Annotated in this window: 9 protein-coding genes; 5 read left to right on the top strand and 4 right to left on the bottom strand. The window is 41.1% G+C overall.

Annotated elements, in window-relative coordinates:
* Positions 1-30: 30 nt before the first annotated feature.
* The gene (locus IL356_RS02465; RefSeq protein WP_205601266.1) at positions 31-534 is read left to right on the top strand and encodes a cupin domain-containing protein; all 504 of its coding nucleotides are present in this window, start codon (positions 31-33) and stop codon (positions 532-534) included.
* A gap of 24 nt (positions 535-558) precedes the next feature.
* Here IL356_RS02465 and IL356_RS02460 read toward each other — a convergent pair whose 3' ends face one another.
* Positions 559-1,992 carry a glycoside hydrolase family 28 protein gene (locus tag IL356_RS02460; protein WP_121847376.1) on the bottom strand — a complete coding sequence of 478 codons (1,434 nt, stop codon included), beginning with the start codon at positions 1,990-1,992 and terminating at the stop codon, positions 559-561.
* A gap of 174 nt (positions 1,993-2,166) precedes the next feature.
* On the opposite strand from IL356_RS02460, the gene IL356_RS02455 reads away from it, so the two are divergent.
* Complete coding sequence (locus IL356_RS02455; protein ID WP_121847377.1) at positions 2,167-2,937, top strand: cupin domain-containing protein; 771 nt, start codon at positions 2,167-2,169, stop codon at positions 2,935-2,937.
* Here the strand turns inward: IL356_RS02455 and IL356_RS02450 are convergent.
* The 3 genes from IL356_RS02450 to IL356_RS02440 are packed head-to-tail and all read right to left on the bottom strand — an operon-like array spanning position 2,934 to position 8,629.
* Complete coding sequence (locus tag IL356_RS02450) at positions 2,934-4,877, bottom strand: sialate O-acetylesterase (protein WP_121847378.1); 1,944 nt, start codon at positions 4,875-4,877, stop codon at positions 2,934-2,936. The two genes, IL356_RS02455 and IL356_RS02450, sit on opposite strands and share 4 nt — an antisense overlap.
* Before the next feature lie 11 nt (positions 4,878-4,888).
* Positions 4,889-6,430 (bottom strand): alpha-N-arabinofuranosidase, encoded by a 1,542-nt coding sequence (locus tag IL356_RS02445; RefSeq protein WP_121847379.1) that lies wholly within the window; start codon positions 6,428-6,430, stop codon positions 4,889-4,891.
* Positions 6,431-6,457: 27 nt separating this feature from the next.
* On the bottom strand, positions 6,458-8,629 hold the full coding sequence (locus tag IL356_RS02440; protein WP_121847380.1) for an alpha-glucuronidase family glycosyl hydrolase: 2,172 nt from the start codon (positions 8,627-8,629) through the stop codon (positions 6,458-6,460).
* Between the two features lie 349 nt (positions 8,630-8,978).
* Between IL356_RS02440 and IL356_RS02435 the strand changes: the two genes are divergently transcribed.
* The 3 genes from IL356_RS02435 (at position 8,979) to IL356_RS02425 (ending at position 15,917) form a co-directional block, all read left to right on the top strand.
* Entirely contained in the window at positions 8,979-13,109 is a 4,131-nt protein-coding gene (locus IL356_RS02435; RefSeq protein ID WP_121847381.1) for a two-component regulator propeller domain-containing protein, read from the top strand.
* 208 nt (positions 13,110-13,317) lie between these two features.
* On the top strand, positions 13,318-14,454 hold the full coding sequence (locus tag IL356_RS02430) for an endo-1,4-beta-xylanase (protein WP_121847382.1): 1,137 nt from the start codon (positions 13,318-13,320) through the stop codon (positions 14,452-14,454).
* 23 nt (positions 14,455-14,477) lie between these two features.
* The gene (locus IL356_RS02425; protein ID WP_121847383.1) at positions 14,478-15,917 is read left to right on the top strand and encodes an MFS transporter; all 1,440 of its coding nucleotides are present in this window, start codon (positions 14,478-14,480) and stop codon (positions 15,915-15,917) included.
* Positions 15,918-15,925 lie beyond the last annotated feature (8 nt).

Raw genomic sequence — 15,925 nt, 5'->3', positions numbered from 1 at the left:
GCTTTCTTTTTTCCTTCTCAAATAAGAGCTATGCAAAAGACACCAAAAAAGTTACTTTTTAAAGATGATGGTCAAATACCGAACAGTAAATTTCCGCTATTGATTTACAAAAATGCTTTTGAAGAACGCAACAGTGCGGGAGCAGAATGGATCGAATCAAGATTTTTAAAGAACGGATGGAGCAATTCGTGGCGTAATGGTATTTATTCCTTCCACCATTACCACAGTACATCACATGAAGTACTCGGCGTTTATTCCGGTAAGGCATTGGTCCATCTAGGCGGTGAGGACGGCGAAAAAGTTCAAATAGATGCTGGTGATGTGATTATCATTCCCGCGGGGGTAGGTCATAAAAATTTGAAAAGTGAAAATTTAGGTATTGTAGGCGCATATCCTGAAGGTCGCTCTTGGGATTTATTGAAAGGAGAACCGGGCGAAAGGCCTGAAGCGGACAAAAACATTGCTGCCCTTCCCATACCAAAAGCAGATCCACTTCTTGGAGAAACAGAGGGCCTGATTCAACTATGGGTCTAAGAATGTAATTTCTTGCTCTTCGCCTTACTTCATCGACTGGCCGTTGATTGTTACATTTTCGAATTGAATAGGCTCTGAGTTTTCCACTAATATAGGCGTTTCCGCACCTTTGATTTCTACATTTTTCAAAGTGATGTTCTTGACGGGCCGTTCTTCTCGTCCTTGAACTAGAATGCCGTATTTTCCACCTTTGGCAACCGTTACGTTTTCTAGGTGAATGTTCTGTATGGTCGGTATATGTTCGCCTTCTTGGTTATCATAAATACCATAGTAAGTGTTGATTTTCAATACGGCCTCCTTCACTTGGCCTACTTGAATGTTCTTTACAAACACATTCTCAACAAAACCACCTCGAAGTGTATTTGTCTTTATGCGAATAGCCCTATCGAGTTCAGGGCTATCCATACGACAGTTTCTAACGAATACGTTACGAACTCCGGCCGATATTTCACTTCCCATGACCACCCCGCCATGCCCGTCTTTCATTCGGCAATCTTCTACCACGATATTTTCACTGGGAATGTTGACCCGCCGCCCCTCATCGTTTCTACCTGATTTGATGGCAATACAGTCGTCACCAGTATCAAAAACACAGTTTTTAATGTGTACATTTTTCGAATATTCGGGGTCGCAACCGTCATTATTTGGCCCGTGGCTACTAACGATAACACCATCAACGGTTACATTCGTTGATTTAATCGGATGCATTACCCAAAACGGGGCATTCGTGAAAGTAACCCCTTGTACGAGCACATTTTCACATCCGAAAGGTTGAAAGAAAGCAGGTCGTAATTGATGTCCTTCCCCAAAAACACGATCTTGATAGGGTACAGCTTCTTCGTTCATTTTTCGCAATCGGGGCAAGTTGTGGTCGTCTCTTTGTTGAGCCTCTCCTTTTTTGTGACCATAACGTTCAGCTCCACACCATGGCCACCAATTGGTCTCGTTTGCTTGACCGTTCAAGGTACCCCTGCCGGTAAGCGCAATGTTCTTTTTCTGGTAGGCATATACCAAGGGAGAATAATTCATAAGTTCTACACCTTCATAAGAAGTGTGAACTACTGGTAAATACTCAGACTTGTTGGTGGAAAATAGAATTTCAGAACCTTCTGAAAGATGCAGGTTTACATTATCTAACAGGTGAATTGGGCCTGTTAGAAATGTGCCTGAGGGCACCAACACCTTACCGCCACCAGCTTGGTTGCAGGCTTCAATCGCTTTTTTAAAAGCCTCTGTGCTATTGGTTTCTCCGTCATTAATGGCACCGAAATCGGTAATATCAAATGTTTTGTCGGGAAATGTGGGTACCTTGATAGACCTGATGATAGAATCGGCTTGGGCAAATGGATCAGCAGTAGCTATATCTTTCTTCGTTTGTTTTGTCTCGTCTTTACATGAAGTAATAAGTAGGAGAAAAACTAAAAATAAATTACTGTATAGGGTTGGGTTGAGTTTCATAACAGCTAATAAAGTAATCGATTACATTTTGAGGATAAAGATAGACATTTATCTTCTTATCCTCAGGAAAGGCTATTTTATAAGTGCCATTTCATCCATCGTTAAAACCTTCTTTTTCATTATATTAGTAAGGGTGCTAGAGATAGGGCCTCAAATCAACTTAACTATACAATCATGAAAACATTGGTAACTGGCATGCTCATACTATTCTCTTTAATATCAAATGCTCAAATGGAACCTATAAAAGAAGGACTTTACGCGTGGGACGAATTTCCGGTAAAAAAATCTGATTTAAAGGAAGGTCGCGCCATTCTTGAGGGCACTTCACCACATTTAGAATACATTGAAATGCATGCAACCACCCAGAAACCGGGCGCAACTCCTGGCCCTGCACATGCAAATGAAGATATTGAGGAATGTATTATCGTTCGAGAAGGCACCATGAAAATTACCATTGAGGGCGAAAGTAAAATTTTAGGTCCTGAGGGTGTTATTTTACTGATGCCCCAACAGATGCACCAAATGGAAAACGTGGGCGATACCGATTTGACCTATTATGTGATTCGGTACCGATCTAAAAAGCCGATGAATATTGAGCGGGGTACAAAAGCGGGAGGCTCTTTAATGATCAATGCCGATTCGCTCACCTATAAGCCAAGTTCGAGAGGGGGAGGTGTACCCTATTTCGATAGGGAAACGGCCATGTGCGAGCGTTACGAAATGCATGTAACCCAACTGGATAAATTAGGCCCCAGTCACGAGCCGCATACCCACAATGAAACGGAAATTATTTTAATGATGGCCGGTAATACCGAGATGACCATTGCAGGTAAAACGTATCAGGCAGGCCCCGGTGATTTTTACTTGGCGAAATCAGGCTCTTTACACGGCATCAAAAATCTTGGGGAAGGTTCTTGTCGTTACTTCGCCTTTAAATGGAACTAATCTTTTTTTAACTCGAATGGAGAAACGGGCAAACCTTCTTTTGAAAACAGATTGGCTTTTGCGGGGTTGTTAGACCATGCATAGCGTACTGCAACCGGGTTTTTGATTCCTTTTTGGTGTACAATTACCTTGTCACCTTCAAGCCTTGCTTGTGCCATTTGAAATGTTTTGCCATCGCCGGAAACCTCAAAAGTTTGCAAGGGCTTTTCATTCTTCGACATTAATCCTTCTTTCAAATAATTGAATTCTATTTCAACACGATTGGTTAGAAAATCAGCGTTCTTGGGTACCGGGCTGGTCAATGCATTTTCATCTTTGTACGCTAATCCAAAAGAAAGTTGGGCCAAACGTTTACCTACATCTCTTTTATTCAAAGGGTGGATGTCATTCCACTCACCAATATCTGTAATGACTGCCATTCCGGTATTCGGAAGGTCTAAAGTTTGTAACTGGGCCTGCCTTAATTGTGCCCAATCACTTTCTACCGGTTCGTGGGTTTCCTCCATAAAATTGGCCAATTGAACAAATAGAAAAGGGAAATCGCCCATATCCCATTTAGCCCTCCAGTTTTTAATAAGTGCCGGAAAGGTTTTAAAATAACTATTGGGGTCATTGGTGTTAGACTCCCCTTGATACCAGATGGCACCCTTGATTTTATAGTTTAACAAAGGCGCAATCATCTTGTTGTAGAGTCCGCCAGGTTTCCAACGTATAAAAGTAGGCCCTTGTAAAGGTTCCATTTTAGTGCCCAATCTATACTTCCAATCTCCTTTCAAATCGAGGGTGTCCTTCCCGTTAGTTAGAAAATAAGGCTTGTCTTTGATAAAACCTCCTTTTCCGCTTTCGCTGATGAGTCTAACGGTAATTACATTGTCACCTTCGTTTAATAGGGAGTCAGGGACCTTATATTTTCTGGGCGGATATTGGTAACCTGTAGTACCAACAAAATGTCCATTAACATAGACATGGTCTTGATCCACCATTCTGCCCAGCCACAGTTTATTATTTTCGGCAGACCATTTTTTTGGTAGATTGATGTGCTTCCTAAACCAAACTACGCCGTTGGTATTTTTTAATCCTAGCTCATCCCAGAAATTGGGCAATTTCATGGTTTTCCATGGGGAGTCATCTAGATTTTTTTGAAACCATTCTTTTCCGGTTTGAAAGCCTTGGTCCTCCGTGTTTAATTTCTGATACCATGCCTTTTGACGGGATTGGTCTTTTTCTTCAGTAGAGGCAATAAGGTCATCATTTTTATACCTTTGCATTTCTTCATAGGCTTTAGGGAATTCTCTTAGGGCATCTTCGCTCATCCATGCTTCTACGGGTGAGCCGCCCAAAGCGGAATTAATCAAGCCTACCGGAACATCGTATTTTTCGTAAATATCTTTGGCAAAGAAGTAGGCAACTCCGGAAAAATTCATAAGACTTTCAGGGTTGGCTTCCTTCCATTCGCCTGAATCAAAATCGGAATGCGCCTCTTTAAAATCGTATTTATCGGCCACCAAAAACTGCCTGATCTGTGAATTTTTAGAGTTGGCTATAACTTCCGGATAAGTGTCACGTAACCGGTTCATGGTCAGTTCCATGTTCGATTGTCCTGAACATACCCAAACCTCCCCGAACAGGATGTTGCTTAGGGTAATTTCATTGCTTCCCTTAAATATAAATTGATGAGGCCCACCTGCTTTTTGAGGGGGTAGTATAAGCTCCCATTCCCCTTGACTGTTAGTGGTGGCGGTAAAAATATCGCCTTTAAATGTTAATTCTATTTTTTCTTGCGGAGAGGCCCATCCCCAAATTTTAAGTTCAGTATCCCGCTGAAAGATGGCACCATTACTTATTAACTTGGGTAGCTTAATCTGAGCAAAAAGACTGCTGCTACCAACAAAGAGAAAGAGGGTACTTAAATAAAATGAGCGCCAGGTGAAATACTTCATTACAAGGTGGTTTATTGAACTTTAAATTGGATGACCGACTTCGCTGGTATTTCTATCTCTAACTTAGCTTTTTTCTTTTTGAATGCATCGAAGGAAGCAATCTTCACCTGCTCTTCTTTGCCAAAATCATTAAAGGAGTTCATTTTGTCCGCTGAAATAATGGAGGCCGAAACGTTGTTCAGTTTATCCAACCCCTGTAGGTCCAAGGTGGTTTTTAAATCGGCACGAGGATGTACATTTGCAATGGAAATGTGAATTTCACCTTTGCCGTTCTTGGATGCCGAAACCGATACCGAAGGAATTTCCCCTTGCTCTGTTTTATACGTTTTTCCTTGAAAATCACTTGGTAGTTGCACCGCATCTTGGTGCTCTTTATACATTTTGAACAGATAAAATGTAGGTGTTTTTACCATTTGCTCTTTTTTGGTAAGAATCATGGCCTGAAGTACATTTACAGTCTGTGCTATATTGGCCATTTTTATTCGCCGGGCATTATTATTAAAAATGTTGAGGCCCAAGGCTGCCACCAAGGCATCCCTCAGCGTGTTTTGTTGGTATAGAAAACCAGGATTGGTACCTTCTTCCACATCATACCAAGTTCCCCACTCATCCGCAATAAGTGCAATTTTGTTGTCAGGGTCATGCTCGTCCATAATGGCGATATGGTCTTTGAGGTTGTCTTCCATTTTCATGGTCTGGTCCATACTTCTAAACCATTCCTCTTCAACAAAATTTGTAGCAGATCCTTTCACCGCCCAATCATTAGCGATGGTATAGTAGTGGTACGACATTCCATGGGCAATATCAATAAAATTGGGTACTTCTTTTATTTTGGTCATGAAGGTTCGGGTCCAGTCAAGGTCGTCCCACTCACCTCCGCTTGCAATTTTATATTCGGCATTGCAATAGGTACTGTACCGTTTAAAAACGTTGGTGTAATAATTGGCATCCATACTGCCGCCACAGCCCCAATTTTCATTCCCTATTCCCCAAAACTTTACATCCCAAGGTTCTTCTCGACCGTTTTGCTTCCGCAATCTGGTTACTTCACTATCCTTATCAGAGGTTACATATTCAATCCACTGGCTGGCATCTTTTACGGTTCCACTAGCAATATTTACAGCAATGTAAGGTTCGGTATCGAGCATTTCACAGAGTTCCAAAAACTCATGTGTGCCAAAGGAATTATCCTCGGTAACGCCTCCCCAAAAAGTATTGACCACCAAGGGGCGTTCATCTACAGGGCCAATTCCGTCTCGCCATTGGTACTGCTCGGCAAAACATCCACCGGGCCAACGCAAAACCGGAATTTGTAGCTCTCTAAGCGCTTCTACCACATCGGTTCTAATTCCATTGGTATTGGGAATTTTCGAATCCTTTCCCACATAAAAACCATCATAGATTCCTCGGCCCAAGTGCTCTGCAAAATGGCCATAAATATGTTTGCTTATGGTGTCTTGGGGTTCGTTTACCTTAACGGTTATAATATTTTCCTGGGCTTGTATGTTAACGCAGAAGAAAAGAAAAGTTAAGGAGGTGTATAGATATTTCATGTATAATAGGATGATTATAAGTTGTCTTTACCAGCGCGGCCTAATACCAGGTGCAAAAGGAAATTTTAAAGATTTGTAGTATTCTAAGTCGTGCTCCGGTTTTTCTACACCTACGGGCAATTCTTGTTTGGAAAAGGTCTGGAAATAGAGCAAACAGGCATCGCGCCACCATTTAGCTTCTTTATGCTGAATAGTGAGCAGCATGTTAACTTCTTTGTGTTGCTCTGCACTCACATAAGGTTTGATTTGGTTCCAAGTTTTTTGCATTTTAGCCACTTGGTTCACGCCTTCTTGATACTTCCTTGCCAATCCGTTCCAGAGTGTCTCCCCGTTCTTTAGTTGATAATCCCAAGGCAGGTGATGGAACCAAAGTAAATACTCCTCGGGGCAGGTCTTGGGGTCGTTGAACATTTCTGCCACAGGCTGGGCATATTGAGCGGTTGCATTACTCCCTGAAGGAGTACGGTCAAAACCAATTCCGTTTTCATCTGCTTGATGGTAATAAACAGGATTCCATTCCGGTCTGCTGAGTTCACTTACCCAAGGCCCGGGGCCATAGTGGTGGCCCGTATCAAAAATGTGATGGAGACCCAGAGGATTCATGTAATTGACTACCGCTTCTCGGGAAGTAACCATCATCTCTTTGATAGGTTCTACAAACTTTTCATCGTTGCTAAAGGTCATTCGCAGCCATTCGTCGGCAATCTTTTCGGAGTCTAGATAAGGATTCCATGCCTGCCTACCAAAGCCATACCAATCTGCTTGCCCAAAAGGATGCCCCGTCCAGTTAAGGTCATTTCCTATATTGGCCACCCCTGCCATTCCCGTAATTTGTTGACCTTGCAACGAACCGTCCAAGACCTTGGCTACTGTAGACCCTTTCCCTTCTTGATAGGTGTCGGCTTCCAATACTTCTTCGTACAATTTGGGTAGGTATACCAAATGTGTGCTAAACCCCAGATACTCTTTGGTAATCTGAAACTCCATCATAATGGGCGTTTTGGACATGGCGCCGAACATGGGGTGAAAAGGCTCCCGAGGCTGAAAGTCGATGGCTCCATTTTTAACCTGAACCAAAACATTGGGAAGAAATTGACCGTCGTAGGGTACGAACTCTGAATAAGCTTGTTTAGCTCGGTCATCGGCATCGTGTTCGGAATACACAAAAGCCCTCCAGATAACATTCCCTTTGTGGGGGGCGAGCGCTTTCGCCATCATATTGGCGCCGTCTACATGGTTACGGTCATAATTTTGCGGTCCTGGTTGTCCCTCGGAATTAGCCTTCACTAGAAATCCGCCAAAATCAGGTATCAAATCATAAATTTCATCCGCTTTGGCCTGCCACCATTCAATCACCTTTTGATTAAGTGGATCCGCCGATTCCAATCCGCCAATTTCAATGGGAGCGGAAAACCGTGCTGTTAAATAAACTTTTATGCCGTAAGGGCGAAAGGTTTCGGCCAAGGCCTTTACCTTTTCTAAATACATGGGAGTTAAAATAAGGGCATTTGCGTTCACATTGGTGAGTGAAACGGCATTGATGCCTACCGATGCATTGGCACGTGCATAATCGACATAGCGCTGGTCTATAAATTCAGGTAGTTTTTGCCAATTCCAAAGCGAAAATCCGGCGTAGCCCCTCTCAACGGTACGGTCTAGATTATCCCAATGATTAAGCATACGAATATCTATTTTAGGGGTGTCCACTAGATTTATATTAGTAAGGTCGCTGTGCTGTTGCATCAGTGCCAACAACCTAAAAGTGCCGTAAAGCAGGCCGATTTCGGAATTGGCAGTCACTATTACTTTTTGTGCTTTTTTTGTGTTTAAAGACTTAAGGGTAAAACCTTCATTGCCAAAACTTTCATCATCAAGCTCAATTTGTTTTTTAATGTTTTGAGGCAGCTGGGCCCAAGTGGCAATTATCATACTTGATTTTTCACCGACCTCTTTTTTGATTTCAAATTGGCTTCCCAACATTTGCGGCAGGGCCAATAGTAATTCATTCTTAATCACTTGAATGGTTTCCCCTTCACCTAAAACAGTTACTTCGTTGGCGATGTTTGAATATTGCGAAGACAAACTAGGCATTTCGACTTTTTTATAATCCATCCATAGTTCATAACCGGCTGGGGTTTGTGAAAGCAGAAGATTATAGGCGAAAAAGACTAGAACAAGAAAGAATCTGTTTAGAAGCATTTTGAGTTGGAGTTAGTTGAGATAAGCCATGAACTTTACCTCTAAAAATACGAATTCACCAATACATTAAGTGTTCAATGTACATGAATTAACGTATGCAAATTTTAAAAAAGGGTCACCTCTTTACTAAAAACTATGTGTCCATTTATACAACATTTGAAGCATGCCTACTTTTAATGATTGTTACAAGTGATTTATATTGAGGCAAATAAGTTCTTCGTGTTTCAACCAAGAAAACTGTTAATGAAGGCTCTAATGCGAGATTGTTAACTCTAAATAACTATTTTTAAGGCTCAGCAAAATTTACGCAATCGAATTAAAAGAACCTTAGGTTCAAAGCGGGATTATAATGAAATCGTTAAAGTGGCTTTTCAAATTAACAGCTCTATTTTTGGGCCTTGTTCAAGTTGGTTATTCCCAAAATAACGAAGTTGAATATTCATTTGTTGATATTGATAAAAACATTACTCAAAAGGCAATATCTACCATTGTTCAAGATCAGAATGGTATAATATGGATAGGAGCCTACGGGGCGGGTATATATAAGAATTATAGCGCTGACCTAATTTCGTATCGTCAAGAATTTCAAAACCCGAATTCGCTGAACAGTTCTTTGGTTCAAAAGGCGTTCGTTGATAGTAATAACAGGGTTTGGGTAGGAACCGAAGTGGGACTCAATGTTTATGATGAAAACCATGATCATTTTAATAGGGTCATTTTTTATGAAGGGGAAAAGGCACTTGAAAAAGTGGTTGTACGGGCTATTGCGGAGACAGATGGCGGTAAAATTTTGGTCGGAACCAGTTCTCATGGGCTATATGAAGTCGATCCCAAAAATCTGACCGGAAAATCGGTTGCCATTGATCCCCGACCATCTGATCCCATTCGAATTCGATGCCTAACAAAAAGACCCGATGGTAAAATACTTATGGGCACCAGTAATGGTTTGTATGAATACGACGGTAATCAGGCTAAATCAGTGGTTTTAAAAGGCGCAGTCACGGACAATGGTGCACCCTTTGGTATTGAGACTATATTAATCGATGACTCAGGATCATTATGGATGGGGACTTTCTCCGATGGCTTACTAAAAGTAGAGTCGGGGGCGATGAATACCTATTCTGCTACTAGGTTTCGAATTACCGATGTTCGAATCTTCACTATGGTGCAGGCTCCCGATGGAAAAATTTTGTGTGGTACCGAGAACGATGGGCTATTCGTTCTTGCTAAAGACGGCTCAGTCGTAAAAAATTACCGTTATGATAAGTTTGAGGTAAACGGTATACAGTCGAATTCGATTTGGTCTTTGTTTGTAGATGATCAAGATAGAATATGGATGGGCTCGTATAATGCTGGTGTAAGTGTCTATGATAAGCAGTACGATAAGTTCAAAGATTTAGAGAGCATACAGAACGTTCATAATTCGTTGCAATCTTCTTCTGTTACGAGTATAATCAAAGACAAGAAAAATAGATTGTGGATCGGTATGGATGGTGGTGGTATCGATGTATATGATCTTGAAAGAAAAAAATTTCATCATCTGATTGACCCGAACAACCAAATTGCCCAAGGGTTGACCGGGCTTGATGTACAGAACTTATTTCTTGATAGCGGGGGTAACTTATGGGTGGCCACTTGGAATTCAGGAATGTACTACTTGCCCCAAGGAAGCAAGACCTTTAAGCATTTTGAAATAACGAATGTCGAAGGAAGGTTACGGTCGTATCGGGTTATGTCTTTTGCCGAAGACATTGACGGGGTAGTCTGGATAGGTACAAGCTCAAGTGGTTTGCATTATTTTGACACAAAAACAGATGAATTCGGGTATGTTCCGGATAATTTGTTCAAATGTGAGGCTGAAATTAGAAAAGTACTGGTTGATAGAGAGAATACTGTTTGGGTAGCAACCAATAGGGGGCTTCTAAAAAGAGAGCATAACTCCAATAAGCCGTTCTCAAAGCTTGATTTGGTAGCCGAAGAGAAAGGTATTCCTGCGGAGAAGGCCATGATCGATATGATTGTTTCTTTATTTGAAGATCGGTACGGCAATTTGTGGATTGGTACCGATGGGGCCGGATTGTGGAAATATGATACCAGAAGCCATAAAATAGATTGGTATAACAGTTCTTCGGCCAACCTGAAGCAAGAAACGATTTCTAACATTATCGAAAGTGACGATGGCACCTTATGGGTCGGCGGTAATAATGGCTTGTCTTATTTGGATAAAGACAGTGGGCGATTTGTGAATTTTGACACCAATGATGGGTTGCTTTCAGATGATTTCAATTTTAATGCCGCCTTTAAAGATGAAGGTGGCACTTTGTATTTTGGAAACTATAAGGGTATCAACATTGTTGAACCTGACCAAATAGCAATCAATGAGAGTCGTCCGCCCATATATTTTACAAACTTTAAAGTTTATAATAAGGCTTCAAACGATATCAACGAGACGTCTCCGTTCAAAGAAGCCATTGGTAAGTCGCAACATGTAACCTTGAACCACAAACAGTCGGTTTTTACAGTTGAATATGCGGGGGTTAATTATACAAGGCCCGAAAAAAATCAATACGCTTATTACTTAGAGGGGCTTGAAGAAACCTGGAATTTTGTCGGAAATACTACCAGTGCCCATTATACCAATCTTTCACCGGGTGATTATACCTTTATGGTCAAGGCTTCGAATAATGACGGGGTGTGGAACGAAGATGTGAAGGCCTTAAAAATAACCGTACTGCCCCCTTGGTGGAAAACCAACTGGGCTATATGCACTTATATCTTATTACTTGGGTTGTTCTCATTTCTTGGTTATCGTTTGATTCGAGAAAGAGTTCGAGAAAAAAGAATGATTCAGTTCGAAAGGGCAAAAAGACTTCAAGAAGAGGAATTGAATAATAGAAAGATTCAATTTTTCACCAATATCTCGCATGAGTTTAGAACACCACTGACCTTGATTTTGAATCCATTGGAGTCGATTATGACGAGTAATGAGATTAAACTTCCGAAGAATATTAAAGAGAAGTTGCATACGGTACGAAAGAATACTGGTAGGCTTAAGCGATTAATTGATGAATTAATGGATTTCAGGAAGCTGCAACTAAATAAATTTTCTTTGAAAGTTTCTAAGTTCGACGGTGTGGCTTTTACTAAAGAGATTACCGACCATTTTAATGAAGAGGCGGCCTTAAAAAATATTGCCTTGCTCTTTGATACCGAGGAAACGGATATAGAACTATGGAGCGATCAAGGTATGCTCGAAAAAGTATTGTTCAACATTCTATCCAACGCTTTTAAAATAACTCCTGATAATGGTACTATCACCGTGGGTGTAACCATTTGTAAAGATGGAAAAAAGTTTCCCTTAATTGATGAAAACCAGGTAATCAAGGCAATCGAAATCAGTATTGAAGATACGGGTAGTGGCATAAGTCAAGAAGAGGTAAAAAGTGTTTTTGAGCGCTTTTATCAGGTTAAGAATATGAATAGTCAATATTATGGCGGAACAGGAATTGGCTTAGAGGTGGTAAAAAGTTTTGTTGACCTGCTAAAAGGTATTGTTGTTGTTGAAAGTGAAGAAACCGTTGGCACCAAATTCAGGGTGTTTTTGCCTTTGGGTAAAGATCATTTCAATGATGATGAGTTTATGCGCAGAGAAAGTGTAGCAACTAATGGAGAATTTTCAGTACCAGAGGCTGCTACAGAATTATTAGGTACGTTTAAAGATGTAGGTAGTAAAAAGACAGTTTTGGTAGTTGAAGACAATACCGAACTTAGGGCTTATCTTAAACAAGAACTAAAGTCTGACTATCATATAATAGAGGCCGCAAACGGGCAAATGGGTCTAGATGCGGCAAACAAGCGCCTACCCGACTTAATAATAACCGATGTCGTAATGCCGGAAATGAATGGTTTCGAGTTTTCTGAAGCATTAAAGTCCGATTTGAAAACGAGTCACATTCCCCTATTAATGTTAACTGCCAAAACCATGAACGAAGATTGGGTTATGGGTATCGACTCAGGTGCGGATGTCTATTTAAGCAAGCCTTTTGATATGACCGTGCTGCGCTCGCAGCTCAAGAGGTTATTGAAAAGTAGACAAATACTTCTGGATAAGTTGGGTAATGACACCAATAACGTGAAGATACCTGAAAACACGACTACACTGGACAAAAACTTCATCGCAAGGGTCATTGATTATATAGTTGAGAATGTGGCGGATGAAAACCTCAATGTAGAGCTATTGGCTGAGGAATTAAATTTGAGCCGTAGTCAACTATACAGAAAAATCAAGGCTTTGACCGGATTTACTGCGAATGAATTTTTAAGAAAAATTCGATTGGAAAAAGCGAAGGAAATGATTGAAAATGGGGATGCATCTATAAGTGAAGTGTGTTTTAAAGTAGGCTTTTCATCCCCATCGTATTTTACTAAATGCTTTAAAACTCACTTCGGTATGCTTCCTACCGAGCTCAAACAAGGCTAATTAAAGCCATAATGTTCCTATTCTTAAACATTGTGGGCGCATGCCACATCTGTACTATTTGTTGCTTCAAAACTAATAGGCAATCCACTTCATAAGAGCGATTTTTACATAGTTGCTAAAATACAGGTCTGTTGTTTGTCGATTTCGAAATTGAGCAAACAGGGTGCCTACTTTCTAATCAAGAATTAATTATCACAAAAGCGGCATTATGATACAACTGTCAAGGTTTCTTATATTCTTTTTTATCATAGTTTTTTGGTTACTGCTTGGTTGTAAAAATTCAGAAAAAGTAAATGCTGAGGTTGACGAGAGTAAAGCAATGGGTCTTTCAGATGCGTTCGTCGATGATTTTTACATGGGTGTTGCTGTCAACGGTCGACTGATTGATGGAGTTGATTCGCTAGGCACGAGCCTGCTCAAACGTGAATTTAATAGCATAACTCCTGAAAACATAATGAAGTGGATGTACATTCATCCGGAAGAAGATGGTTTTGACTTTCAAATGAGCGACAAGTATGTTGCTATGGGCCAGAGAGACAGCTCGTTTATTGTGGGGCACACGTTGGTTTGGCATAGTCAATTGGCCGATTGGGTGGAAGAGGTAAGCGACAGTACAGAAATGGTCGAGGTTTTAAGACACCATATCAATGCCATCATGGGAAGATATAAAGGGAAAATACAATCTTGGGATGTTGTTAATGAAGCACTAAATGAAGACGGAACACTTCGCGAATCCGTCTTTCTGAAAACGATAGGTCCGCAATATTTGGATTTAGCGTTTCGGTTGGCATCGGAGGTCGACCCTGACGCCCAACTAACTTACAATGATTATAACCTTACAGCCGCCGATAAGCGAAAAGGAGCAATTTCAATTGTAAAAAATTTAAAATCTAGGGGAATCAAAATAGATGTTGTGGGTATGCAGGGGCATTGGAACCTGAAGGGGCCTACTTTAGAAGAAATAGAACAAAGTATAGTCGATTATTACAATGCCGGTGTAAAGGTAGCCATAACAGAACTGGACATTACGGTTTTACCGAACCCTTGGGATTTAGAAGGTGCCGAAGTAAGCCAAAATTTTGAAGGTGATGAAAAGATGAACCCTTTTCCGCAATCGCTGCCCGATTCAGTAGAGCAACAGCTTGCTTCTCGTTATAAAAGCATTTTCCAATTATTTCTAAAGCACCGTGAAAAAATCGACAGGGTAACTTTTTGGGGAATACAAGATGGGGCTTCATGGCTCAACGGTTGGCCCATCAGAAACAGAACCAACTACCCGCTGCTATTTGATAGAAATTATAGTCCAAAAGCTGCTTATCATGAGGTTATGGGGCTGAAGAAATAGTATTGGAATAACTCAACTCAACTATGACAACCAAAACTCAGAAACTTTCCGTAAAGGAAAAAATTGGCTATAGCCTAGGAGATCTAGCGGCCAATTTGGTCTTTCAGACGCTCATAACCTATTTGGCTTTTTTCTACACCGATATTTATGGTCTTTCCCCCAAAGATTCATCGGCCATAATGCTTACCGTGGGCCTTATAGCCGCTTTCGTGTTTAACCCCTTGATTGGGGCGCTGGCCGATAGAACACATACTAAATGGGGTAAATTTAGGCCTTGGGTTATTTTTACCGCGATACCTTTAGGGGCCGTTGCTCTTTTCGCCTTTACCACTCCCGATTTCTCGTATAAGGGAAAAGTGGTTTACGCCATAGTAACCTATACCTTACTTCTTCTATTGTATGCCGCTAATAACTTGCCTTATTCTGCATTAAGTGGGGTAATTACCGGTGATATGGGCGAACGAAACAGTCTTTCTTCCTATCGTTTTGTAGCGGTGATGTTCGCACAATTCTTTGTTCAGGTCTTTATGTTGGGAATTATCAAAAGTGCTGGTGGCGGAGACATGTCCGTAGGTATTGAAAAGGTAATGACCGCTTTGGCCATTGTAGGCACCTTAATGCTTATTATCACTTTTTTTACCACTAAAGAAAGAATAGTGCCCAAGCCGGAGCAGAAATCAAGCCTGAAAGATGATTTGAGCGATTTGGTCAAAAACAGGCCGTGGGTGATCATGCTTACTTTGACTACGCTGGTATTCATAACCCTGGCAATGAAAGGGGGGGCTTATGTATATTACTTCGAAAATTATGTAGAAGAAACACGCCTGGCCGAATTTATAGCCCCCATTCTTCATGCTTTATCGGCCATCGGGTTGAACCAGTTCGGTCAAGATCCAGTGTCGGCAGGTTTTGGGCTATTTAATGCTGGGGGCATTATTTTTATGATAGTCGGTATTACACTTTCAAAAAGTTTGGCCGATAAATTTGGTAAACGTGATGTCTTTGGTCTCTTTTTGTTCATATCGGCGCTGTTCATATTGTTTTTTTATCTACTTCCGCCCGATGCCGTCGGCCTAATGTTTCTAGCTCAAATATTACATGGTTTCTTTTACGGTATAACCATACCTATTCTTTGGGCAATGATTGCCGATGTGGCCGATTATTCCGATTGGAAGAACAATCGCAGAGCTACAGCTATTATCTTTTCTGCCATGATGGTCGGTCTAAAGGCCGGACTCAGTATTGGTGGAGCCATAACCACTTGGGTGTTGGGGGTTTTTGATTATGTGCCGAATGCAGAATTACAAACCGATAGTGCCGTAGAGGGCATCAAACTACTGGTGAGTATCTTCCCCGCCATTCCCTTTGTTGTAGGCGCCGCTCTATTGTTTCTCTATGAAATAAATAAAGCTATGGAAGTACAGATTGAAGCTGATCTAAATAAAAGGCGTATTAATCCTTAAAAAATAAA

It is taken from the genome of Euzebyella marina (assembly GCF_014855515.1).
In the GTDB taxonomy this organism is placed as follows: Bacteria; Bacteroidota; Bacteroidia; order Flavobacteriales; family Flavobacteriaceae; genus Euzebyella; species Euzebyella marina.
Note: the sequence above shows the minus strand (reverse complement) of the source record. Positions and strands in the feature narration are given on the sequence as shown.